This is a genomic window from Brachybacterium halotolerans subsp. kimchii, from assembly GCF_020792675.1.
Classification (GTDB): Bacteria; Actinomycetota; Actinomycetes; order Actinomycetales; family Dermabacteraceae; genus Brachybacterium; species Brachybacterium halotolerans.
Window position 1 is genome coordinate 196,390 of the sequence record NZ_CP086254.1, and the last position, 22,257, is coordinate 218,646.

General features: G+C 70.5%; 15 protein-coding genes. 12 read left to right on the forward strand and 3 right to left on the reverse strand.

Features of this window, described 5'->3' with window-relative positions; genetic code table 11:
* Positions 1 to 2 precede the first annotated feature (2 nt).
* The 9 genes from Bra3105_RS00900 to Bra3105_RS00940 all read left to right on the forward strand — a co-directional run bounded on the left by Bra3105_RS00900 (position 3) and on the right by Bra3105_RS00940 (position 15,478).
* Complete coding sequence (locus Bra3105_RS00900; protein ID WP_228358225.1) at positions 3 to 2,066, forward strand: hypothetical protein; 2,064 nt, start codon at positions 3 to 5, stop codon at positions 2,064 to 2,066.
* Positions 2,066 to 3,676 carry a class I SAM-dependent DNA methyltransferase gene (locus tag Bra3105_RS00905; RefSeq protein ID WP_228358226.1) on the forward strand — a complete coding sequence of 537 codons (1,611 nt, stop codon included), beginning with the start codon at positions 2,066 to 2,068 and terminating at the stop codon, positions 3,674 to 3,676. The genes Bra3105_RS00900 and Bra3105_RS00905 overlap by 1 nt, the downstream gene beginning before the upstream one ends.
* On the forward strand, positions 3,673 to 4,833 hold the full coding sequence (locus Bra3105_RS00910; RefSeq protein ID WP_228358227.1) for a restriction endonuclease subunit S: 1,161 nt from the start codon (positions 3,673 to 3,675) through the stop codon (positions 4,831 to 4,833). The genes Bra3105_RS00905 and Bra3105_RS00910 overlap by 4 nt, the downstream gene beginning before the upstream one ends.
* Positions 4,833 to 8,042, forward strand: coding sequence for a type I restriction endonuclease subunit R (locus tag Bra3105_RS00915; protein ID WP_228358228.1), 3,210 nt, complete (start codon positions 4,833 to 4,835; stop codon positions 8,040 to 8,042). Before Bra3105_RS00910 ends, Bra3105_RS00915 begins: the two co-directional genes overlap by 1 nt.
* A complete protein-coding gene (locus tag Bra3105_RS00920; RefSeq protein WP_228358229.1) occupies positions 8,039 to 8,986 on the forward strand; it encodes a GIY-YIG nuclease family protein in 948 nt (315 codons plus the stop codon). The genes Bra3105_RS00915 and Bra3105_RS00920 overlap by 4 nt, the downstream gene beginning before the upstream one ends.
* Before the next feature lie 232 nt (positions 8,987 to 9,218).
* Positions 9,219 to 10,802 (forward strand): pyridoxal phosphate-dependent decarboxylase family protein, encoded by a 1,584-nt coding sequence (locus Bra3105_RS00925; RefSeq protein WP_228358230.1) that lies wholly within the window; start codon positions 9,219 to 9,221, stop codon positions 10,800 to 10,802.
* Positions 10,799 to 12,208: a lysine N(6)-hydroxylase/L-ornithine N(5)-oxygenase family protein gene (locus tag Bra3105_RS00930; protein WP_228358231.1), complete on the forward strand. Its 1,410-nt coding sequence runs from the start codon at positions 10,799 to 10,801 to the stop codon at positions 12,206 to 12,208. Before Bra3105_RS00925 ends, Bra3105_RS00930 begins: the two co-directional genes overlap by 4 nt.
* Before the next feature lie 17 nt (positions 12,209 to 12,225).
* Positions 12,226 to 14,685 (forward strand): GNAT family N-acetyltransferase, encoded by a 2,460-nt coding sequence (locus Bra3105_RS00935; protein ID WP_228358232.1) that lies wholly within the window; start codon positions 12,226 to 12,228, stop codon positions 14,683 to 14,685.
* Between the two features lie 70 nt (positions 14,686 to 14,755).
* Positions 14,756 to 15,478, forward strand: coding sequence for a hypothetical protein (locus Bra3105_RS00940; protein WP_228358233.1), 723 nt, complete (start codon positions 14,756 to 14,758; stop codon positions 15,476 to 15,478).
* 33 nt (positions 15,479 to 15,511) lie between these two features.
* On the opposite strand, the gene Bra3105_RS00945 is transcribed toward Bra3105_RS00940, so the two are convergent.
* Complete coding sequence (locus Bra3105_RS00945) at positions 15,512 to 16,345, reverse strand: helix-turn-helix transcriptional regulator (protein WP_228358234.1); 834 nt, start codon at positions 16,343 to 16,345, stop codon at positions 15,512 to 15,514.
* Between the two features lie 78 nt (positions 16,346 to 16,423).
* Here Bra3105_RS00945 and ilvD point away from each other — a divergent pair, with 78 nt between their 5' ends.
* On the forward strand, positions 16,424 to 18,259 hold the full coding sequence (ilvD, locus tag Bra3105_RS00950) for a dihydroxy-acid dehydratase (RefSeq protein ID WP_228358235.1): 1,836 nt from the start codon (positions 16,424 to 16,426) through the stop codon (positions 18,257 to 18,259).
* A gap of 22 nt (positions 18,260 to 18,281) precedes the next feature.
* On the opposite strand, the gene Bra3105_RS00955 is transcribed toward ilvD, so the two are convergent.
* Positions 18,282 to 18,584 carry a hypothetical protein gene (locus Bra3105_RS00955; protein WP_228358236.1) on the reverse strand — a complete coding sequence of 101 codons (303 nt, stop codon included), beginning with the start codon at positions 18,582 to 18,584 and terminating at the stop codon, positions 18,282 to 18,284.
* Positions 18,581 to 19,993 (reverse strand): PspC domain-containing protein, encoded by a 1,413-nt coding sequence (locus Bra3105_RS00960; protein ID WP_228358237.1) that lies wholly within the window; start codon positions 19,991 to 19,993, stop codon positions 18,581 to 18,583. The genes Bra3105_RS00955 and Bra3105_RS00960 overlap by 4 nt, the downstream gene beginning before the upstream one ends.
* Positions 19,994 to 20,128: 135 nt before the next feature.
* On the opposite strand from Bra3105_RS00960, the gene Bra3105_RS00965 reads away from it, so the two are divergent.
* Positions 20,129 to 21,472, forward strand: coding sequence for an ATP-binding protein (locus tag Bra3105_RS00965; protein ID WP_228358238.1), 1,344 nt, complete (start codon positions 20,129 to 20,131; stop codon positions 21,470 to 21,472).
* Positions 21,469 to 22,239, forward strand: a complete 771-nt coding sequence (locus tag Bra3105_RS00970) for a LuxR C-terminal-related transcriptional regulator (RefSeq protein WP_228358239.1) — start codon at positions 21,469 to 21,471, stop codon at positions 22,237 to 22,239. The genes Bra3105_RS00965 and Bra3105_RS00970 overlap by 4 nt, the downstream gene beginning before the upstream one ends.
* Positions 22,240 to 22,257 lie beyond the last annotated feature (18 nt).

Here is a 22,257-nt window from a genome sequence, read left to right on the forward strand (position 1 = left end):
CCGTGCCCACGCTGACCATGCAGCAGATCGCGGATGCCGCCCAGGTGCGGCGCCCGGTGGTCACCACGTGGCGCCGGCGCTACGCGGACACCGACCATCCCTTCCCCGCGGCGCTCGATGACGGCACCGGCCGCTTCGATGCCGACGCGATCGCCACCTGGCTGCGTGCCACGGGCGCGGGCAACAACCCCGAGGCGGCCGACGAGCTCGCCGCGCATTCCTCCCAGACCCTGGGGCTGTCCGACGATGTCGAGGCATCCTCTGCCCTCCTGCTGCTGCACTCCCTGATCGGGGAGCCGCTTACGGGCGCTGACCCGATGGAGATCGGTCTTCGGATCGCCGAGTCCGGGGCAGGGTCCCTGCTCGATCTGGACGAGACCCTCGACCTGCTCGAGGACGCAGAACGGGTCCGCACGGTCGACTCTGTGGCCGAGGCCGCCTTCTCCGCGATGCCCGTACTGGACCGCATGGTGGCGGGGTTCGAATCTCCCGGCGGCCCGTGGGCAGCGCAGTCGCTCACCCATGCCGGAGCCGACCTGATCGCCGCCGTGATCGACGAACTGCGCACGATCGCCCCGCGCACCCTGGTGCCCTTCGGCACGGGTGGGCACGTGCTCGCGAACCTCGCCCTGCGCGGGCTCGACGAGGGAGAGAACCCGAGCTTCGCCATCGACCCTTCGACCCAGCGCACGCCGGCGGACCGGGCGGCCTGGCGGCGGCTGCTCGCCCACGGGATCGACTGCGAGCACCTGGAGAGTCCGAGCGGCGAGTCCTCTGATAGAACTGCTGACACCGGGGACCTGGATCCCGGCGAACATGCTCTGGTGCTGGCCCAATGGCAGCAGGTCGAGGATCCCGCAGCGTTCTTCGACGCCGTGGACCGCATGGTCCTGGGCCTCGGGCCGACGAACATCGCGCTGGTCCTCGGGCCCGCTTCGCTTCTCGTCGAGGACGGACTGCCGGTCTCTCTCGCCGAGCATCGGGCACGCATCCTCGATGCCCCTGGCCCCGATGCGCCGCGCCTGCGGTACCTCGCTCGGCTCCCGAAGGGTCTGAGCCGCTTCGGCGGTAGGCGCCGGCTCGCCCTCTGGGTGCTCGGCCGGGCGCAGAGCCTCCGCGGCACTGACTGGACCGTCTTCGGGAACCACGGAAGCACTCCGCTGACCGCAGCGACGAGCCGAGCGATCGCCTCCGACGTCGCCGTCGCCCTCACAGGCGGATCGGCCCTGCACGAGCATCCCTTCCTCTCCAGCGCCCGGCGGGCGAGCGGCCCATACCTCGCGGGAACGTCCCTGCTGATCGATACCGCGACAGGGTCTGCACCGGATCCCGGAGCGCTGCTCGCGACCGTGTGGGATCTCAGCCGCGGCGCACTGGATGGCGCCGTCAGCGTCGCAATCCGCGAGGAGCCGGCTCCCGGCGACCGTCCGCGACGTGCTCCAGGCGCAGCGGATACCGCCGATCCCATCGACTGGCGCACCGCGACCCGCTCCCTCGCCCGCGATCTCGCGGGAGTGCGGATCGACGAAGAGCTGATCGGCGGACCAGGGCACGGGAGTGTGGTGCTCATCGGCCCGGAGGAAGTGCGCGAGCCGGGCCGCATCGGCCGCCGAGCCGTTGACCGCCTCGATCTCGAGCGGACCTGTCCGCGTGCCCGCTTCACCGAGCCGGGCGACGTCGTGTTCGTCTCCAGCGGGGGCGCGGCAGCGTTGGTCGATGACGAGGGCGGTCACCTGGTCCGTGCCCCTGCACGTGTGCTGCGCTGCCGCCGCGCCGACGGTGTGCGGGCACGGGTGCTGCATCCGCGGATCGCCGCGCGGGACATCGCCCGCGCCGTCGGCACCGATCGACGCGCCTGGCACCTGCACACGCTGCCCGCTGATCAGCTCGATGGAACGCACGCCGCGGCCCGCGCGGTGTCGGCCCGGCGTGACAGTCTGCTCGCGGCCCTGCGCGACCTCGATGACCTCGAGGACACCCTGTACGAGGGCGTCGTGACCGATGCCCTGACCCTCACAACAGCGGAGCCTGCTTCCGCAGAACCTGCCCCCACGAAGGAGATCTGATGCCGACGAAGAAGGCGGCGCCCGTGGCGCCATCCACGCCCAAGGAGCTCAAGGACACGCTGTGGAAGGCGGCGGACAAGCTCCGCGGCTCCATGGATGCCAGCCAGTACAAGGACGTGGTGCTGGGGCTCGTGTTCCTCAAGTACGTGGCCGACGCGTTCGAGGAGCGGCGCGAGGGGATCCGCGCGGAGCTCTCGACGGAGGGCGAGGGCGAGGAGGCGATCGCTGATGCGCTCGAGGACATCGACGAGTACGCCGGCCACAACGTGTTCTGGGTGGCGCCGGAGGCCCGCTGGTCCTTCATTGCCGAGCACGCCAAGGGCATCCCGGCCTCCTCGACGCAGGACGCGCGCAGCGTGGGAGATCTGATCGACCGCGCGATGGAGCAGCTTGCGCAGGACAACGGCTCGCTCGAGGGCACCCTGCCCACGATGTACGGGCGCTCGAACGTGGATCAGCGCCGCCTGGGCGAGCTCGTGGACCTGCTGAACTCCGCGCGTTTCTCCGGTGAGGGGGCGACGAAGGCAAGGGACCTGCTGGGGGAGGTCTACGAGTACTTCCTGGACAAGTTCGCCAAGGCCGAGGGCAAGCGCGGCGGCGAGTTCTACACGCCCCCGGTGCTGGTGCGCACCCTGGTGGAGATCCTCGAGCCGCACAGGGGCCGGGTGTACGACCCGTGCTGCGGCTCAGGCGGCATGTTCGTGCAGGCCGAGAAGTTCCTCGAGGCCCAGCACGAGGACCCCACACACCTGTCGATCTATGGGCAGGAGCTCAACGAGCGCACGTGGCGGATGGCGAAGATGAACCTCGCGATCCACGGCATCGATTCCAGCGGCCTGGGGAAGCGCTGGGGCGACACCTTCGCCCGTGACATCCACCCGGGTCTGGTGGCGGACTTCGTGCTGGCCAACCCGCCTTTCAACATCAAGGACTGGTCGCGCTCGGAGGACGATCCCCGCTGGACCTACGGCGTCCCGCCTGTGCGCAACGCGAACTACGCGTGGATGCAGCACATCATCTCCAAGCTCGGCTCCCAGGGCGAGGCCGCCGTGGTGATGGCCAACGGCACGATGGCCAGTAACACCGGGGGAGAGGGCGAGATCCGCAAGAACATGCTGCAGGCCGGGCTGGTCTCTTGCGTGATCGCGATGCCGCCGAACCTGTTCCGCTCGGTCGCGATCCCGGTGTGCGTCTGGTTCTTCGCGAAGGACAAGAGAGCAGGCGCCCGCGGCACGGTGGATCGCTCCCGCGAGGTGCTGTTCATCGACGCCCGCGAGATGGGGCACATGGTGGATCGCGTGGAGCGGACCTTCAGTGACGAGGACATCCACACCATCGCCAACACCTTCCGCACCTGGCGCGGCAGGGAATCCGCCGACGGCGAGTACGCCGATGTGCCCGGCTTCTGCAAGAGCGCCACGATCCAGGAGATCGCCGATGCCGGCTGGGCGGTCACGCCCGGCAGGTTCGTGGGCGCCCCGGAACCCGAAGAGGACGACGAGCCGATCGACGAGAAGATCGCCCGGCTCACCCAGGAGCTGACCGCTGCGCTCGATGAGTCGGCGCGGTTGGATGGCGTGGTGCGTGAGCAGCTGGGGAGGTTGGCGTGAGGCGCATTCGGCTCGGTGACCTCTGTTCGAAGATTGGTTCGGGTGCAACACCGCGGGGTGGCAAGAGTGTGTATGTAGAGAATGGTCCGGACTTCGTTCGCTCCCAGAACGTACTGGATCTTTCGATCGAGACTGACGGGATGGCGCACCTTGATGAAGAGTCGGCGCGTCAACTTGACGGCGTTTCTGTGGCGAGCGGAGACGTACTGTTGAATATCACGGGCGAGTCTGTTGGACGCGTAAGCGTTTGGCGTCGCAACGTTGAGGCCCGCGTTAGTCAACATGTTGCAATTCTTCGACCAGATACAAAAGTCACTGTACCTGAATATCTCCAATACGCGCTGTATGACCCCGCAGTAAAGTCTCGACTCCACGTGTTGTCCTCTGCTGGCGCGTCGCGTCGAGCGCTCACGAAGTCCATGCTTGAGCAGTTTGAGATCGCGATTCCCGGTGCTTCTGAGCAGCAAGCAATTGTCGATGTTCTAGGCGCTCTCGGCGACAAGATCGCCGTGAACCGAGAGGTGGTGGACGCTTCCGATTCCCTCCGGAGGGAGCTCTGGTGCGCCACCGCAGAAGGGGCTCCGTCGGTTGCTCTCTCCTCATTGGCTCAGTTCGTGAACGGCGGCGCGTACACGAAAGATGCTTCGGGTACGGGTCGTGTGGTCATCCGTATTGCCGAATTGAATAGCGGTATCGGAGCCTCGACCATCTACAATGAGCTCGACGTCCCGGAGACGCAAATTGCTCGCCCGGGAGATCTCCTCATGGCCTGGTCGGGATCGCTCACCGCGGCGCGGTGGTATCGCGACGATGCGATCGTCAACCAGCACATTTTCAAGGTGATTCCGAAGGCCGGAAACTCGTTGTGGTCCGTTGCCTGCGCACTCGAGACAAAACTAGAGGCGTTCCGGGCGATTGCGCAAGGGAAGGCGACGACCATGGGTCATATCAAGCGTGGAGACCTGGATGCCCCAGTTGCTTGGCCGCAGTTCGACCCCACTGCTGACAAGTTGGGCAGCGCCCTTTGGGAACGTGCGCTGTCCGCCGAGCAGGAGAACCTCCGACTCGCGGCCACACGAGACGAACTGCTGCCCCTGCTCATGTCTGGGAAGATCACCGTCAAGGACGCTGAGAAGACTGTTGAGGAAGTGGTCTGATGCCCGCGCTGATCAGTGAAGCGGACTGGGAGCAGCTCGCCCTGGACGAGCTCGGCGAGCTCGGTTGGAAGCACAGCCACGGCGTCGACGTCGCCCCCGGCTCGGGGGAGCGCACTGCGTGGAGCGACATCGTGCTGCGTGGGAGTCTCGACCAGGCGCTGAGGAACCTGAACCCGGGGGTCCCCGCCGAATACCTCGACCAAGCCGCGAGCGAGGCCCTCGCGCCGCAGTCGCAGGATGCCATCACCGAGAACCGGCGGCTGCACGACGTGCTCGTGAACGGGTACCGCGGCATCACCTATGTGGATCACGAGGGCCGGGAACAGAACCCCGTGATCCGGTTCCTCTCGGCCGACGTGGAACGGAACTCCTACCGGGCCGTCAACCAGGTGACGATCCGTCGGGGGCAGATCGAGCGACGCTTCGACATCGTCTGCTACGTCAACGGTCTGCCGCTGGTCATCATCGAGCTCAAACAGGCGGGCTCCGCACACGCCACCTCCGAGCTCGCCTTCGACCAGCTGCGCACGTATGTGGAGGAGCTGCCCACAGCGTTCGGATTGTGCGCGTTCGTGGTGGTCTCCGACGGGGTGACCGCCCGCTACGGCACCCCGTTCACCCCGTGGAACCACTTCGCGCCCTGGAACGTCGATGACTCCGGCAGGCCCGTCGGGCCTGACGCCCTGGACGCGGACGGCGAGTCCACGACCGAGCTGGAAGGCACAATCCGCGGCCTGTTCAACGACGAGCGCTTCGGGCAGATCCTGCGCGAGTACATCGCCTTCGACGAGGACGCCACGGGCCTCACCAAGCGCATCGCCAAGCCCCACCAGTACTTCGCCGTCTCCAAGGCCGTGGGCCGCACCATCGACGCCGTCGAATCCGACGGCCGGATCGGCGTGGTCTGGCACACCCAGGGCTCCGGCAAGTCCATGGAGATGGAGCTCTACACGGCGCGGATCATGCGCCATCCGCGGCTCGCGAACCCCACGATCGTGGTGATCACCGACCGCACCGAGCTGGACACCCAGCTGTTCGACTCCTTCCAACGATCCCAGCTGCTGCCCGAGGCGCCCCAGCAGATCACCAGCCGGGAGCAGCTGCGCGACCAGCTCAGCTCCCGCCGTGGCGGCGGCATCTACTTCACGACCCTGCAGAAGTTCGGCCTCACCGCCGCCGAACGGGACGCCGGCCAGCGCCACCCCGAGCTCTCGTCACGGCGCAACATCATCGTCATCGCCGATGAGGCCCACCGCTCCCACTACGACGACCTCGACGGCTACGCCCGCCACCTGCACGACGCCCTGCCGCACGCCTCCCACATCGCCTTCACCGGCACCCCGATCCGAGAGGCAGAGCGCGACACCCGCCGCGTCTTCGGCGACGACATCGACGTCTACGACCTGCGTCGCGCCGTGGACGACGGCGCGACCGTGCCGGTCTACTTCGAGCCGCGGCTGATCGCGCTCGCCCGCCTCGACACCGTGCCCGACGAGCAGATCGACGAGACCGCCGACGAGCTCACCCAGGGCCTCGACGAGGCCGACAGGCAGCGCCTGCAGCAGAACGTCGCCGTTCTCGAAGCGCTCTACGGATCACCCGAACGGCTGCGCACCCTCGCCGAGGACTTCGTCGCCCATTGGGAGCGCCGCCGGGAGGCGATGCGGCCGATGATCGAGGTGCCCGGCAAGGCCATGATCGTCACCGCGACCCGCTCGATCGCCTCACGGCTGTACGCCGAGATCATCGCGCTGCGCCCCGACTGGCACGACGATGCCGACGACAAGGGCCGCATCAAGGTCGTCTACAGCGCAGACCCGTCGGACGGCCCCGAGATCCGAGCGCACATGCGCCGACCCAGCGCGCAGAAGGCCGTCAAGAACCGGATGAAGGACCCGGACGACGAGCTCGAGATCGTGATCGTCAAGGACATGATGCTCACCGGGTTCGACGCCCCCGCCCTGCACACGCTGTACCTGGACCGGGGGATAAAGGGCGCCCTGCTCATGCAGACCCTCGCCCGCGTCAACCGCACCTACCGCGGCAAGGACGCGGGACTGTTGGTCGCCTACGCACCGCTGATCGACAACCTCCACGCAGCCCTCGCCGAGTTCACGCAGGCTCCCGACGCCTCGGATCCCGACGTCGGCCGGCACAACGTCGACGAAGCAGCCGCGATCTTCCTTGACCTGCTCGGATCGATCCGCCCGCTGATCACGGTGGACTGGAAGCAGATCATGCGGGAGGACCCGAAGCGAGGACTGGTCAAGGCCGTCACTGCGGCGACCAATGCCCTGCGGTCCCCGCGGACCGAGGGGAACACCGACCCCGAGGATCCCTCGGTGCGTCCGCTGGCCGATGCGTTCCGCCGCGATGCGGGACGGCTGCAGCGGGCATGGGCCCTGTCGCAGGGCCATGAGGATGTGCAGGCGCATCTGCCTGAGGTGCGCTTCTACCAGGAGGTGCGCACCTGGATGGCCAAGCTCGACGCGCGCGACCGCATCGCACGCGGTGAGCCCGTACCCGACGAGATCCGCCGACTGCTCGGCGACCTCGTGGTCAGCTCCGCCGAGAGCTCGGGCGTCGTGGACATCTACGAGGAAGCAGGGATCGGGCTGCAGCGGCTCGACGCGCTCACCCCGCAGTGGATCGAGCAGGCGAAGAAACCCAGCGCCTCGCAGATCGCCATCGAGGAGCTGCGCAACAGCATCCTCGAGGAGACGGCCAAGGTCACGCACGGCAACGAGGTGCGGGCACGGCTGTTCTCCGAGCGGATCAACGAGCTCATGCTGAAGTACACGAACAAGCAGCTCACGGCCGCAGAGATCATCGACGAACTGGTCGAGATGGCCAAGGACGTGCAGAAGGAGGCCCGGCGCGGCGAGAAGTTCAGCCCGCCGCTCGGCTACGACGAGCTCACGTTCTTCGACGTCGTCGCCGAGAACCCCTCGGCCGTCGATCTGATGGGGGACGACGTCCTGGCTCAGATCGCCCGTGACCTGGTGGCCACCATGCGGCGGGACATCCGCACCGATTGGACCGTGCGCGACGACGTGAAGGCGAAGCTGCGTGCCTCCATCCGCCGCCTCCTGCGCAAGTACAAGTACCCGCCGGACCGGCAGCCGGCCGCGATCGCCAAGGTCATGGAGACGATGGAGAACATGGCGCCCCGATATGCGCAGGACAACCTCGGGGAGGTGTCGGAATGAACGGCAAGCAGATCCGCCTCTTCCTGACCGATGGCAGACCCGGCGGTCTGATGACCGCCGAGATCATGAACTGGACCGGGCACGTCCTCAAGGGAAAGAGGATCGACCTGGGAGAGATCCGCACGCGCACCGAGGCCACCCGCACAGGGATCTACATCCTCTTCGGTGCTGGTCCCGACGGCGACCCGCTGGCCTACATCGGACAGAGCGACGACGTGGCGAAGCGCCTGGCGAACCACGACGCGAAGAAGGACTTCTGGAGCGAAGTCGTCATCGTGACGTCCAAGGACGCCAACCTGACCAGTGCGCACGTGCGCTATCTGGAAGCCCGACTGGTCCGTCTCGCGCAGGAGAAAGCGCGCGTGCCCCTGGCGAATGTGCAGGAGCCCACCGGTGGTGCCGACCTACCCGAGGCCGACGCCTCCGATATGGATTACTTCATCGAACAGCTCAGCATCATCATGCCCGTCCTCGGATACGACATCTTCCGCGGACGCAGCCACGCCCCGTCACAGGGGCCCGCCTTCCATGCAGCCGATGAACAGCCCGAGCTGGACCTGGCTTCCGCCGCCGCGGACAGCCCCGAGTTCCGACTCCAGATCAAGGACATCGATGCGCGGGCGCAGATGATCGACGGGGAGTTCACGGTGCTGCAGGGATCGACCGTGAGCGCCCGGATGCGCAAGGGCCGATCGTCGCACTCCGAATCCACGGCTCGACAGTTCCAGAACCGCGCAGTCCAGCACGCGGAGATGCTGAAGTTCGTCACTGTTCCCGAGCCCGATGCGGCCGTGGGCACGCTCGATCGCGACATGGTCTTCAGCTCTCCGTCAGCCGCGGGTGCAGTCGTCCAAGGGCACGCATCCTGCAACGGCCGGCGCTCATGGATCGCGAGTGACGGCCGCAGCTACGGGGCGTGGGAGGACCAGCGCGCCCAGGTCTGAGCTCGCCGTCGGATCTGTCGGGAAAGTTCGTCCGCCACTCGACCGGGCACCGCGAATATCCGCTCTGCCTGCGCTTTCGTCTCGCCAGGCGAGCGATCCCCGGGAACTGTCGGCTATCTCATCCGGGCCGGGAGCCTGCTTGCGCAGCGTCGCTCGAGCGCGCTTAGGGTAGGCAACCCTCACCGGCAGTGGGGCGGCCTTTCGCCCCATCGGCAGGAAGGTTCCGACCCCCATGTCCCAGCTGCTCCCGCAGACCTCTGCGCACGAGCTCCCGGCATCCGCCGGCACCGGCGCACTCGCCGCCGAGTCCTCCGCGGCGACCGCCTCCGCGACCACCACCACGGCCTCCGCACTACTCACCGGCTCCTCGGCCGACGCCTACGCCGAGCTCCTCCACGAGGTCGTCGACACCCTCGCGGAGCGCTTCCGCACCGTCGACGCCCCCTCCATCGGCCCCGACCGGCACGCTCTCGAGCGTCTCGTCGAGGACGTGGACCTCGACGGCTCGGGCATCGGGGACCGCGCGGCCCTCGCCGAGGCCGACGCGCTCTATGCGAGGAACGCCGTCTGGTTCCACCACCCCTCCTACCTCGCCCACCTGAACTGCCCCGTGGTCCTCCCCGCGGTCGCGGCCGAGGCGATGCTCGCCGCGGTGAACACGTCCGTGGACACCTTCGACCAGTCGCTCGTCGCGACCCACATGGAGCAGCGCCTCGTGCGGTGGGCCGCGGGCCTCGTCGGATTCGAGAGCGGCGACGGCGTCTTCACCTCGGGCGGGACGCAGTCCAACCTGCAGGCGCTGTTCCTGGCCCGGGAGCGGGCCCTGCGTGCGGACCCGCGAGAGCGGACCGACGCGCTGCCGCGCCTGCGCGTGCTCACCACGGCCGCGAGCCACTTCTCGGTCGCGCGGTCCGCGCACCTGCTGGGGCTCGCGGCCGACGCCGTCATCGCCGTCGACTCCGATGCCGACGGGCGCATGGATCCCGCCGACCTGCGGGAGCGCCTCGCCGCGCTCGAGGCGGCGGGGGAGCACCCGATGGCCGTCGCCGTCACCGCCGGTACCACCGACCGCGGGATCATCGACCCGCTGCCGGCCATCGCCGAGGCGTGCGAGGAGGCCGGGGTCTGGCTGCACGTGGACGCCGCCTACGGGGGCGGGCTGCTCGTCTCCGAGCGTCGCCGCCACCTGCTCACGGGCATCGAGCGCGCGGACTCCGTGACGATCGACTTCCACAAGACCTTCTTCCAGCCCGTCTCCTCGAGCGCGATCCTCGTGCGCGACCCCACTGACCTGCGCGCCGCGGCCTGGCACGCGGACTACCTCAACCCCGCGGCGGAGGCGGCGTCGGCAGAGGCGGAGCCCAACCAGGTCGACAAGTCGCTGCAGACCACGCGCCGCTTCGACGCGCTCAAGCTCTGGACCACCCTGCGCTCGCTCGGGCCCACGCGCCTCGGCGAGATGGTCGACGCCGTCTGCGACCTCGCCCTCGAGGTGCGCGCGCTGCTGCTCGCCGACCGCGACTTCACCGTGCTGGGCACGAGCGACCTCAGCACCGTGCTGTTCCGGTTCCAGCCCGAGGGCGTGGACGACCGGACGGCCGACGGGCACGTCGCCCTCATCCGTCGGATCCTCTTCCAGTCCGGCCGCGCGATGGTCGCTCGCACCACGATCGACGGGACCCCGTGGCTCAAGCTCACCCTGCTGAACCCCGAGGCGACCGTCACGGACGTCGCCGCCGTGCTCGACCTCGTGCGCGCGACGGGCCGGGGCCTGCTCGCCGGCAGCCGTCTCGCGGCCGAGGGGAGCGAGCGATGAGCACGACCGCCCCCGCGACCAGCCACGCGGACGACGCCCGCATCCACGACCTCGTGGGCATCGGCATCGGGCCCTTCGGACTCGGTTTGGCCGCGCTCAGCGAGCCGCTCGAGGACGTCGACGGGATCTTCCTCGACCAGGCTCCCGGCTTCTCCTGGCACCCCGGGATGATGCTCGACGGCGCCACCATCCAGGTGCCGTTCCTCGCTGATCTGGTGACGATGGCCGACCCCACCTCGCGCTTCTCTTTCCTGCAGTTCCTCAAGTCCACCGGCAGGCTCTACCCCTTCTACATCCGCGAGTCCTTCTACCCGCTGCGCTCCGAGTACGACCGCTACTGCCGCTGGGTCGCCGAGCAGCTGGACACGCTGTGCTGGAGCCGCCGCGTCCGCGCGGTCGAGGAGGAGGGCGAGCACCTCCTCGTGGTGGCCGACGTGCTCGACGCGGAGGGCGCGGTCGTGGGCACCGAGGAACATCGCGGCCGGCATGTGGTGCTCGGCGTCGGCACCCGGCCCGTGCTCCCGCCGGCCCTCGCCGAGCTCGCCGAGGCGGCGAACACGTCAGCGGCGGATCGTCCGACGGGAGACCCGTCGGACCCGTCGGACCTCGCGTCCCCGCCCGTGATCCACAGCTCGCGGTACCTGCCCGCGCGCGAACAGCTGCTGGACGCGGGCTCCGTGACGATCGTGGGCAGCGGCCAGAGCGCCGCGGAGATCTACCGCGATCTGCTCGAGGACGCGGCCGCTCGCGGCACTCGCGTGGACTGGGTGACCCGCTCGCCGCGGTTCTTCCCGATGGAGTACACGAAGCTCACCCTCGAGATGACGTCCCCGGAGTACACGGACCTGTTCCGCTCCCTGTCCGAGGACCGGCGAGAGAGCCTGGGCCGCGAGCAGAGGACCCTGTACAAGGGCATCAGCGGCGACCTGATCGACGACATCCACGAGCTGCTCTACCGGCTCAGCCAGGGCGGCGCCGAGGTCCCCACCACTCTGCTCACCGACACGGCCGTGACCGCCGCGCGCCACGATGCGGAAACCGGCGAGCACGTGCTCACCCTCGAGCACGGCGAGCTGGGCACCCGGCGTGAGCACCGCACCCGCGCCGTGGTCGCCGCCACCGGGTACCGCTCGAGCGCACCCGCGCTCCTCGCACCCCTCGGAGAGAGGGTTCGTCGCGACTCCCGCGGCCGGCTCGACGTCTCCCGCGACTACACGATCGACGACCAGCAGCGGATCCACGTGCTGAACGCCGAGGAGCACACCCACGGCGTCACCGCCCCCGACCTCGGCTTCGGCGCCTGGCGCGCCTCCGTGGTGCTCGATGCGATCACCGGCCGCGAGCCCTACCCGATCGAGCGCCGCATCGCCTTCCAGACCTTCGGACTCCCCGCCGACGACGCCTGACCCACCAGGAGACCACCGTGCAGATCACCTTCCGACCCGTCGACCCCGCGCGCGACGCGCCCCTCGTCCACACCTGGCTCACCGATCCCCGCGCCCGCTACTGGGAGATGACGGAGCACACCGGCGAGCAGACCCTCGACTACCTCCGAGCGATCGCCGACGATCCCCGCCAGGACGGCTGGATCGGCTCCCTCCACAGCGCGGACCAGCCCGGGACCAGCGCCGACGTCGTCTACGTCGAGACCTACGACTCCGCGATCCTCATCCCGTCGCACGTGCTGCGGACCCGACCGGGCGACCTCGGCATGCACGTGCTCGTCGGGCCGCCGGCGGGGGAGCGGCGCCACGGCTTCACGGCGGAGATCATGGCCGCCGTCATGCGCTTCTGCTTCACGGAGCGCCGGGCCGAGCGCGTCGTCGTCGAGCCGGACGTGCGCAACGACCGCATCCTCGCCAAGAACGCCGCCGCGGGCTTCCGCGTGCTGCACGAGCTCGACCTCACGGTCGACGGCCACACCAAGCGCGCCGCCCTCAGCGTCTGCACCCGGGACGATTTCGCGGCCTCCCCTCTCGGCGGCGGCTGCGGCGAGCACCCCGAGGATCCCCACGCCCACTTGCGGCCCGATATCGCCGACGCCGTGCACCGGCACCTGCTCGCCAAGGCGATCTCCGAGTTCTCGCACGAGCGCATCCTGGCGCCGTCCGATCTCGAGGATGGCTGGTGGGAGCTGGCCGAGCCCTCGGAGGCGGGGGCGAGCTACCGCTTCCGCGCCCGCGTGCTGCCGCTCGAGCACTGGCTGGTCGACGAGGAGTCGATCGTGCGGATCGAGGCCCCGCAGAACCCGATGTCGTCCGACGGCACGTCGACGGGCAGCACGCCGGCCGAGGGCGGCGCTCGCCCGGCCCACGGCCGTCTCGACGTGCTCGAGTTCGTCGCAGCCTTCCAGAGCGTGCTCGGGATCCCCGACGACCTGCTCTCGACCTATCTCGAGGAGCTCGCCTCGACCTTCGCCGCGGCATGCGCCAAGCTCCAGGACGCCCGCGAGGGCCGTCGGCCCACCGCCCGGCAGCTGCTGGACGCCGATCTGCAGCAGATCGAGTCCGCCATGACCGAGGGGCACCCGGGCTTCCTCGCGGGCAGCGGCCGCATCGGCTACGCGCTCAGCGACTACCGCGCCTATGCGCCCGAGCAGGGCCGGCGCACGCGCCTGCAGTGGATCGCGGTGCGCCGGGAGCTCAGCCATCTCAGCCTCGGCGAGGGCTGCGACCTCGAGGACCACCTGGCCGGGGCGCTCAGCGCCGAGGAGCGCGCCGCCTTCGCCGACCGGCTCCGGGAGCGCGGGCTCGACCCGTCGGACTACCACCTCATGCCGCTGCATCCCTGGCAGGCCGACCACCGCCTGCCGCTCACCTTCGCCGCGGACGTGGCCCGCCAGGACCTCGTGCCCCTCGGCGCGGGCGGCGACGAGTTCCAGGCGCAGCAGTCCCTGCGCACCTTCTTCGACCTCAGCCGGTCCGGCGCCCCGTACGTGAAGACGGCGCTCGCGATCCAGAACATGGGATTCCTGCGCGGGCTCTCCCCGCACTACATGCGCGACACGCCCGCCATCAACGACTGGGTGCACGGCGTCGTCACGGGCGACCCCGAGTTCGCGGCGCAGGGCTTCTCCGTGCTGCGCGAGCGCGCGGCGCTCGGGTACACGGGCGACGTCTACCACCGCACCCCCGCGACCAACCCGCACCGCAAGATGCTCGCGGCCCTGTGGCGCGAGAGCCCCCTGCCGCTGCTCGGCGAGGGCGAGCGGGCCATGACCATGGCGGCGCTGCTGCACCGCGACCGCGAGGGCACTGCCCTGGCGACGCAGATGATCCGCGCCTCCGGCCTGAGTCCCGAGGAATGGCTCGACGACTACCTCTCCGCCTACCTGCAGCCGCTGGTCCACGCCCTGCTCGGCCACGACCTCGTGTTCATGCCGCACGGCGAGAACCTCATCCTGCGCGTGCGCGAGCAGCGCGTGGTGGGCGCGTTCATGAAGGACATCGGCGAGGAGACGGCCGTGCTGGGCCACCGCGAGCTGCCCGAGCGGATCGCGCGGATCCGCGCGGTGGTCCCGGGCGATGAGAAGGCGCTGTCCGTCTTCACGGACGTCTTCGACGGCGTGCTGCGCCACCTCTCCGGGATCCTCGAGGCCGACGGGGTCCTGCCGGCCGAGGTGTTCTGGCAGCGGGTCGCCGGGGCCCTGGACGCCTATGAGGCGCGCCACCCCGAGCTCGCGCGCGGGCTCGCGGGCGACGTGGATCTGCGCACAGCGGAGTTCGCGCACTCGTGCCTGAACCGGCTGCAGCTGCGCAACACGCTGCAGATGGTCGACATCGGCAACCAGGCCGAATCCCTGCTCTACGCCGGGACGATGCCCAATCCCGTGGCGCGCACCGCCGACGTCCCGGAGGCCGAACCGGCTCTGCCCGTCGCCTGATCCGCCGCTAGCATGCGATCACGCGCCGCATCACGGTGCGGCGCGTGATCGACGGGAAGGACGGAGGGGCATGGGACGGTTCAGCCTCGGTGCTGCACTGCTCGGGGCGAGGCGCGCGAGAACTGCGCCGTCCGGACCTTCCGCGTCCCGGCCTTCCACCATCGGCGTCGCGAGCGTGCTCGACCTGTGGTGCACCGAAGGGGGAGCCGGCGGCACCGCACCGGCCGATGCCTCCGGTGCTGATCCCTCCCGTGAGCACCTGGTGCGCCTGCGCATCGAGGGCGACGGCCGCGAGCCCTCGGTGCTCGCGCTGCGCGTGCGCCTGACCCCGGCGGAGCTCTCCGCGCTCGTGCCCGGCGTCCCGTTCCCGGTGCGCTTCGGCCCCGGCGGCGGGGACTTCCCGGAGCTCGTGGACGCGGCGGACCCGCTGGTGCGCGAGTTGCTGCTGCGCCGACGGATCGCACTGGGCCTGATCCCGCCGGAGGTTGCGGCGGCGCGACTGCACGGCGTGCTCGCCCCCGCCCGCGTGATCCGCTCGCAGCCGACGGGCACGAGCCTGGACGACCAGGTCGAGATCGCCGTGAGCGTGCGCGTGCAGCCTAGCGGTGTCCGCACCCCGTGGGACGCGGACACCCGTGCGTTCCTGCATCCCGGCAGCCTGCGCCACCTGGTGCCGGGCCGCCGGATCGCCGTGCGCTACCTGCCCGGCGACCCCTTCGTCGTCGCGATCACCCTCGAGGACCCCCGCGCGGAGAGCCCCAGCGCGGAGAACCCCCGCGCGGGCGGGCGCTGAGCAGCGGATCCGCCTGCGGGCCGCGTCGGCCCCTCACTCCTCGCCGACGAGGCGGCGCACGCCCGCGGGGGTGTCTCCCTCCGGCAGCGGCAGGTAGGAGACGATGTGCAGGTCGGGCGCGTCCTGCGGGACGATGTTGACCTGCTCGAAGACCAGGCGTCCGCCGACCGGGTGCTCGAAGATGCGCACGCGCGAGCTGAAGCGCTCGACCTCGTGGGCGTCCCACGCGCGGGAGAAGTCGTGGGAGAGCGCGCGCAGGTGCTTGACCAGGCGCACATGCTGCGGCCCGCCGGCGCGTCCGCCCGCCTCGGCCCGGTACTCGGCGAGGAACTGCCTGCTGGTGAGCTCCCATTCGGGCAGCATCGCCCGCACGCGCTCGTCGGTGAAGATGAACTGCAGGAGGTTCCGCTGGGCGGGATCGGCATCGAGCACGCCCGGGAACAGTCCCTCGTAGCTGCGGTTCCAGGCGGCCACGTCCCAGTGCGCGGTGAGCGCGAAAGAAGGTGCCGGGTCCAGGGCGTCCAGCAGGTGCTGGACGTGCGAGGGGACCGGCTCGGGCTCGGCGAGCTCGGGGCGGGGGCGTGGGGTGAAGCCCGCGAGGCCCAGCACGTAGTCGTGCTCGACCTCGCTGAGGTGCAGGTTCACCGCGACCGCGTCGATCACCTGCCGGGAGGGGTTGATGTCGCGCCCCTGCTCGAGCCACGTGTACCAGGTGACGGAGACGCCCGAGAGGAAGGCGATCTCCTCGCGCCGCAGACCCGTGGTGCGCCCGCGGCCCACCGGGCCCAGGTCGTAGTCCGAGCGCTCGACCTCGTTGCGCCGTCGGCGCAGGAGGGCGCCGAGCTCCTTGCGTGCTGGTTCGTCCACGCGCCGAAAACTATCAGTTCCACCACTAGTAGTGCTGGCGTCTTGGTGGGTTCCGCACCACCGTGGCCTAATGGTCATATGCCCCAACTGCGCTCTCGAACCTCGACCCACGGCCGCAACATGGCCGGTGCCCGCGCCCTGTGGCGCGCGACCGGCATGGAGAAGTCCGACTTCGGCAAACCGATCATCGCGATCGCGAACTCGTACACCCAGTTCGTGCCCGGCCACGTGCACCTCAAGAACATGGGCGACCTCGTCGCCGGCGCCATCAAGGAGGCCGGCGGAGTCGCCAAGGAGTTCAACACGATCGCCGTGGACGACGGCATCGCCATGGGCCACGGCGGCATGCTCTACTCGCTGCCCAGCCGCGACGTGATCGCCGACAGCGTCGAGTACATGGTCAACGCCCACTGCGCGGACGCGATCGTGTGCATCTCGAACTGCGACAAGATCACCCCCGGCATGCTCATGGCCGCCATGCGCCTGAACATCCCGGTCGTGTTCGTCTCCGGCGGGCCGATGGAGTCCGGCAAGCCCGTCGAGGGCGTCGTCGACCACCGCCTGGACCTCGTGGACGCGATCTCGATCTCGGCCGACGAGAGCGTCACCGACGTCCAGCTCGCCGAGATCGAGGAGAACGCCTGCCCCACGTGCGGATCGTGCTCGGGAATGTTCACCGCGAACTCGATGAACTGCCTCACCGAGGCGCTCGGCCTCTCGCTGCCGGGCAACGGCACCACGCTCGCGACCCACGCGCTGCGCAAGGAGCTGTTCCTGCGCGCCGGCCGCACCGTCGTGGACCTGTGCCGCCGCTACTACGGCGACGACGACGAGTCGGTGCTCCCGCGCAACATCGCCACCAAGGCCGCGTTCACGAACGCGATGAGTCTGGACGTCGCGATGGGCGGGTCGACGAACACCGTGCTGCACATCCTGGCCGCCGCGATCGAGGGCGGGATCGACTTCGGCCTCGAGGACATCGACCGCCTCTCGCGGTCCGTGCCGTGCGTCTCCAAGGTCGCCCCGAACAGCCAGAAGTACCACATCGAGGACGTCCACCGCGCCGGCGGCATCCCCGCCATCCTGGGCGAGCTCAGCCGCGCCGGCCTGCTGGATCACTCGGTCCACTCCGTGCACTCGCCGGACCTGCAGTCGTGGCTCGCCGAGTGGGACGTGCGCAGCGGCGAGACCAGCGAGGAGGCCAAGACCTTCTTCCGCGCGGCCCCCGGCGGGGTGCGGACCACGCAGGCGTTCTCCCAGGCGAACCTCTGGGACGACCTCGACCTCGACGCCGAGGGCGGCGCCATCCGCGCGGTCCCGCACGCCTACACCAAGGACGGCGGGCTCTGCGTGCTCAAGGGCAACCTCGCCACCGAGGGCGCCGTCATCAAGACGGCCGGCATCACCGAGGACCTCTTCCACTTCGAGGGCAGCGCCGTGGTGTGCGACTCGCAGGAGGAGGCAGTTCAGAAGATCCTCGACAAGACGGTCAAGGAGGGCGACATCGTCGTCATCCGCTACGAGGGCCCGCAGGGCGGACCGGGCATGCAGGAGATGCTCTACCCGACCTCGTTCCTCAAGGGACGTGGGCTCGGCAAGGCCTGCGCCCTGATCACCGACGGGCGCTTCTCCGGCGGCACCAGCGGCGTCTCCATCGGCCACATCTCCCCGGAGGCGGCCGAGGGCGGACTCATCGGCCTGGTCGAGGATGGCGACAAGGTCATCATCGACGTCGACAAGCGCCTGCTCCAGCTCGACGTGCCGGAGGACGAGCTCACCCGCCGCCGTGCGGCCAAGGGCGATCTGCCCTGGCGTCCCGAGAGCCGCGAGCGCCAGGTCACCCAGGCGCTCAAGGTCTACGCGCACCTGGTGCGCTCGGCGACCTACGGCGCGACCCGGAGGCCGTTGGACTGAGCGTGCGGCCGCCGCAACCCGGTCAGCGGCGGGGCCGGCGCAGGGCGGCCGCGACGCCGGCGACCACCAGCAGGCACCCCAGCGCCACCACCGCCCCGATCAGCAGCACCGTCGGATCGACCGAGACGGCGGGGATGGCTCGGATGCCGACGATGAACGCGATGACCAGCAGCAGCGCTCCCCAGAAGATCGTCCCGAACACAGGGCCGCGCCGTTCCTGCCTGTTCAGCCCGTCGGCGTCGTGGTCATCGTCCGACTGCTCCGGGATGTGGTCGGCGCTCGTGTCGGGCCCTCGTGCGGGGTCGAAAGGCTGGTGCTCGGTCACGGGGTCTCCTGGATGTCGATGTCGGCGGTGCCGAACAGCACGCGCACGTGCACGGTCGTGATGTCCTGCTCGTCGGCGGTGCGCGCCGCCGGGTTCTCGAGCTCGGTCGAGGCGAGCAAGGTCCCGTCGGGTTGTGAGTCGCGAGCGTCGGGGGTGCGGACCCCCGCGACCAGGCCGTCGACCTCCACGCGCACGGGGACGTCCTCGGGCAGGAGCACCTGGGTGGTCCCCGCTCCCAGCCACATCTCCACGTCGCCTCCGCGATCAGCGGGCGACAGGTCGCGCAGGTCCAGGCCGGGGCTCCCGGCGATCATCGCGAAGCGCTCGGTCGTGCCGGTGCTCTGCCCGTCCACCCTCCACTGGGTGTCGCCGAAGGGGCTGATCTGCGTGCCGGCGGGGACGACCCCGAAGACGACCAGGGCGATCACGGCGATGAAGGAGAACAGACCCAGGCCGCCGCTCTCCCGTCCGCGGATCCCCGCCACCACGGTGGCGATCGCGAGGATCGCAAGGGCACCAGCGAGACCCACGATGAGCGGAGCGTCGGACCACCCCAGAACCTGGGCGGAGAGGGCGACGAGCGCACCGATCACCAGGGCCGCGCCGAGTCCGATCGCGACGAACCCGGCGGAGGGCTGGCGTCTGCGCCACCTCGCCGCGCGCTCGGCGAGCCTCTCCTCACGACGGTGTCGCAGATCCTCCTCGTGGGCGCGCCGATCGGCCGTCCGCTCCTGGAAGGAGGAGCCGTGGTGCCCGGCGCCCCTCGCGGTGCCGGCGGACCCGCTGCGCGTCCCGCGTGTCCCGTGCGGACGGTCGGGGCCCTGGCCGGCGTGGTCGCCGGTGCGGCGTGCGATGAGCACGACGAGCCAGAACAGGATGCCGACGAGCACGAGGGCCCAGGCGGTGCGCATGGTTGTCTCGAGCCAGCCCGGCATGCTCCACCAGTCCGGCGCGCCCCGCCACCACAGCCCCTGACCGTAGGGGGTGAGGCCCAGGACGAACAGCACCCCGATCGCGATCTGCGCGGGGGCGAAGATCCCGGCGAAGAGATCCTCGAGCACGATCTCGTCCCGGCTGTCGGGGAGCAGCGCCCAGCCGATCGCGTAGGCGATGAGCACGGGTCCGCCGAGGAGCGCGACGACGATCGCGATCCCGCGCACCAGCAGGGGGTCCAGGCCCGTGCGCTCGGAGACGGCGCCGCACACGCCGGCGATCCAGCGCTCGTCGCTGCGCACCAGTCCGATGCCGCGCATCCAGGCGAAGAAGCCGAAGCGGGGACCCGGCGCCTCGCCCTCGGTGGGTGCCGCGCCGTCGGTGGGTGCCGCGCCGTCTGGCTGGGGCGCGCTCTCGCCGTGCGGTGCGTCCGGGGAGGGGCCGGGGGAGTCGGGGCCGTGGGGAGGGTTCGTCATGGCTCCAGCATTCCCGGGCGGAGGGCGCCGCACCATCGGGGAGCACCCCGAGAACCCCCTGGGATGTCGGGGCAGAACCCTGGGATCGGCCCCGGGGCGGTGCCGGGAGGGACCCGCGCCTGCTTGGATGAGGGCGTGAGGACGACCAGGATCATCCGGCCCCGGCAGCATGCCGTGGCAGGAGTGTGCGCGGGTCTCGCCGAGCACACGGGCCTGCCCCTGGCCGCTGTCCGCGCCGGAGCCTGCGTGCTCACCGCGACGGGCGGCGCCGGGGCCCTGCTGTACGTGTGGCTGTGGGCGACGACGCCCCTCGCCCGGACGGACGCCCCGGCGCTGCGCGCTCCTCTCACCCGGGCGGCGTCACCCGCGACGGATGCGAGCGCGGCGGGCGCCGAGGACGAACAGGCGCGCGATCAGGCCCGGGACGGCTCGTCGAGCCGGTCCGCGCTGGGGCGGGCACCCGTCACCGAGATCCTCCTCGGACTCGCCCTGCTGCTCGCGGGCGGCGCCATGGTCGCATCGCGCATGGGAGCGCAGATCCCACTGGCGTTCTTCGTGCCCGCCGTGTTCGTGCTCATCGGCGCCGGACTCGCCTGGCGGCAGCTCCACGAGCTCCGCATCGGACGCGCGAGCGGCCCGTCGGCGCAGATCGCACGGGTCGCCGGGGCTCTCGCCCTCGTGGTGCTCGGGATCCTGCTGTTCTTCGTCTCCGACGCCGAGCCGAACGTCTGGACCGTGTTCGTGGCGGCGACCTCCGTGCTGCTGGGCGTCGGCGTGGTCCTCGCGCCCTGGGCCGTGCGCCTGGTGCGCGACCTCGCCGAGGAGCGCGCCGCACGCGCCCGGGAGGTGGAGCGGGCGGAGTTCGCCGCCCATCTCCATGACTCGGTGCTGCAGACGCTGGCCCTGATCCAGCAGAAGGCGGAGCCCGGATCCGAGGCCTCGCGGCTGGCGCGCGGACAGGAGCGCGAACTGCGCAGCTGGCTGTTCGCCGAGACCACCGGCAACGGGGCCGACGGGCCGCTCGACCTCGCCTCCGAGCTCCGGCGCGCGGCCATGCAGTGCGAGCAGGAGCACGCGGTGAGGATCGACGTGGTCTCCACCGGTCGCGCCGTGCCGGAGGCGCCGGAAGGACTGCTCGCCGCGGCCCGGGAGGCGATGTTGAACGCCGCCCGGCACGCCGGGGGCACGATCAGCGTGTTCTCCGAGGCGTCGGACGGGATGCTCGAGGTGACCGTCTCCGATCGCGGCCCCGGCTTCGATCTCGCATCCATCGGCCCGGAGCGGCTGGGGGTGCGGGAGTCGATCATCGGCCGCATGCGGCGCCTGGGAGGCAGCGCGCGGATCCAGCCCGGGCCCGGCGGCACCGGGACGCGCGTCGTGCTGCGCCTCCCACGGGCCCGGGACGCGGGCGAGAACGAGCGAGCACCCGCCCCCTCCGCAGAGTCGACCCCCGCCCCGCCGCACCAGGAGCACCGATGAGCACCACGTCCAGCACCCCCGCGGCCGAGCGCCTGACCACTCTCATCGTCGACGACCATTCGATCTTCCGCTCCGGGCTGCGGGCGGAGCTGTCCGCGGACATCGACGTGCTGGGCGAGGCCGGAACGGTCGAGGAGGCGGTCGAGGCGATCCGGGAGCTCCGTCCGGTGACCGTGCTGCTGGACGTCCATCTCCCCGGTGGGCGCGGAGGCGGCGGCGCGGAGGTGATCGCCCGCACCACGGGCGTCGAGCGGTCGGCGCCCGGTGCGTCCCCCGCTCCCGGTGCGTCCGTCGCGCACGGGGTGACTGCGGTGCCCGGGGCGGACACGACGACGGCGGGACGCCCGCCGGTGTTCCTCGCCCTCAGCGTCTCCGACGCGGCCGACGACGTGGTGCGCGTGATCCGCGCCGGAGCCCGCGGGTACCTCACCAAGAGCACCTCGGGCGCCGACGTCTCCGCGGCCCTGCACCGGGTGGTGGCCGGCGACGCGGTGTTCTCGCCGCTGCTCGCGGGCTTCGTGCTCGACGCCTTCGGGGCCGCCGGGGGAGAGGAGGCCGCGAGCGACGAGGAGCTGGACCGTCTCACCCGTCGAGAGCAGGAGGTGATGCGTCTGATCGCCCAGGGGTACGCCTACAAGGAGGTCGCCTCCGAGCTGTTCATCTCCATCAAGACCGTGGAGACGCACGTGTCGAGCGTGCTGCGCAAGCTGCAGCTGTCCTCGCGGCACGAGCTCACGGCGTGGGCGCTCTCGCGGCGACTGCTCTGAGCGCCCGTCCCACAGGGT

What these genes read in the sequence shown, in the direction of transcription:
- Bra3105_RS00925 (WP_228358230.1), top strand. Translation starts at nt 9,219, where the DNA reads ATGTCCCAGCTGCTCCCGCAGACCTCTGCGCACGAGCTCCCGGCATCC.
- Bra3105_RS00970 (WP_228358239.1), top strand. Translation starts at nt 21,469, where the DNA reads ATGAGCACCACGTCCAGCACCCCCGCGGCCGAGCGCCTGACCACTCTC.
- Bra3105_RS00905 (WP_228358226.1), top strand. Translation starts at nt 2,066, where the DNA reads ATGCCGACGAAGAAGGCGGCGCCCGTGGCGCCATCCACGCCCAAGGAG.
- ilvD (WP_228358235.1), top strand. Translation starts at nt 16,424, where the DNA reads ATGCCCCAACTGCGCTCTCGAACCTCGACCCACGGCCGCAACATGGCC.
- Bra3105_RS00960 (WP_228358237.1), bottom strand. Translation starts at nt 19,993, where the DNA reads ATGACGAACCCTCCCCACGGCCCCGACTCCCCCGGCCCCTCCCCGGAC.
- Bra3105_RS00920 (WP_228358229.1), top strand. Translation starts at nt 8,039, where the DNA reads ATGAACGGCAAGCAGATCCGCCTCTTCCTGACCGATGGCAGACCCGGC.
- Bra3105_RS00930 (WP_228358231.1), top strand. Translation starts at nt 10,799, where the DNA reads ATGAGCACGACCGCCCCCGCGACCAGCCACGCGGACGACGCCCGCATC.
- Bra3105_RS00915 (WP_228358228.1), top strand. Translation starts at nt 4,833, where the DNA reads ATGCCCGCGCTGATCAGTGAAGCGGACTGGGAGCAGCTCGCCCTGGAC.
- Bra3105_RS00940 (WP_228358233.1), top strand. Translation starts at nt 14,756, where the DNA reads ATGGGACGGTTCAGCCTCGGTGCTGCACTGCTCGGGGCGAGGCGCGCG.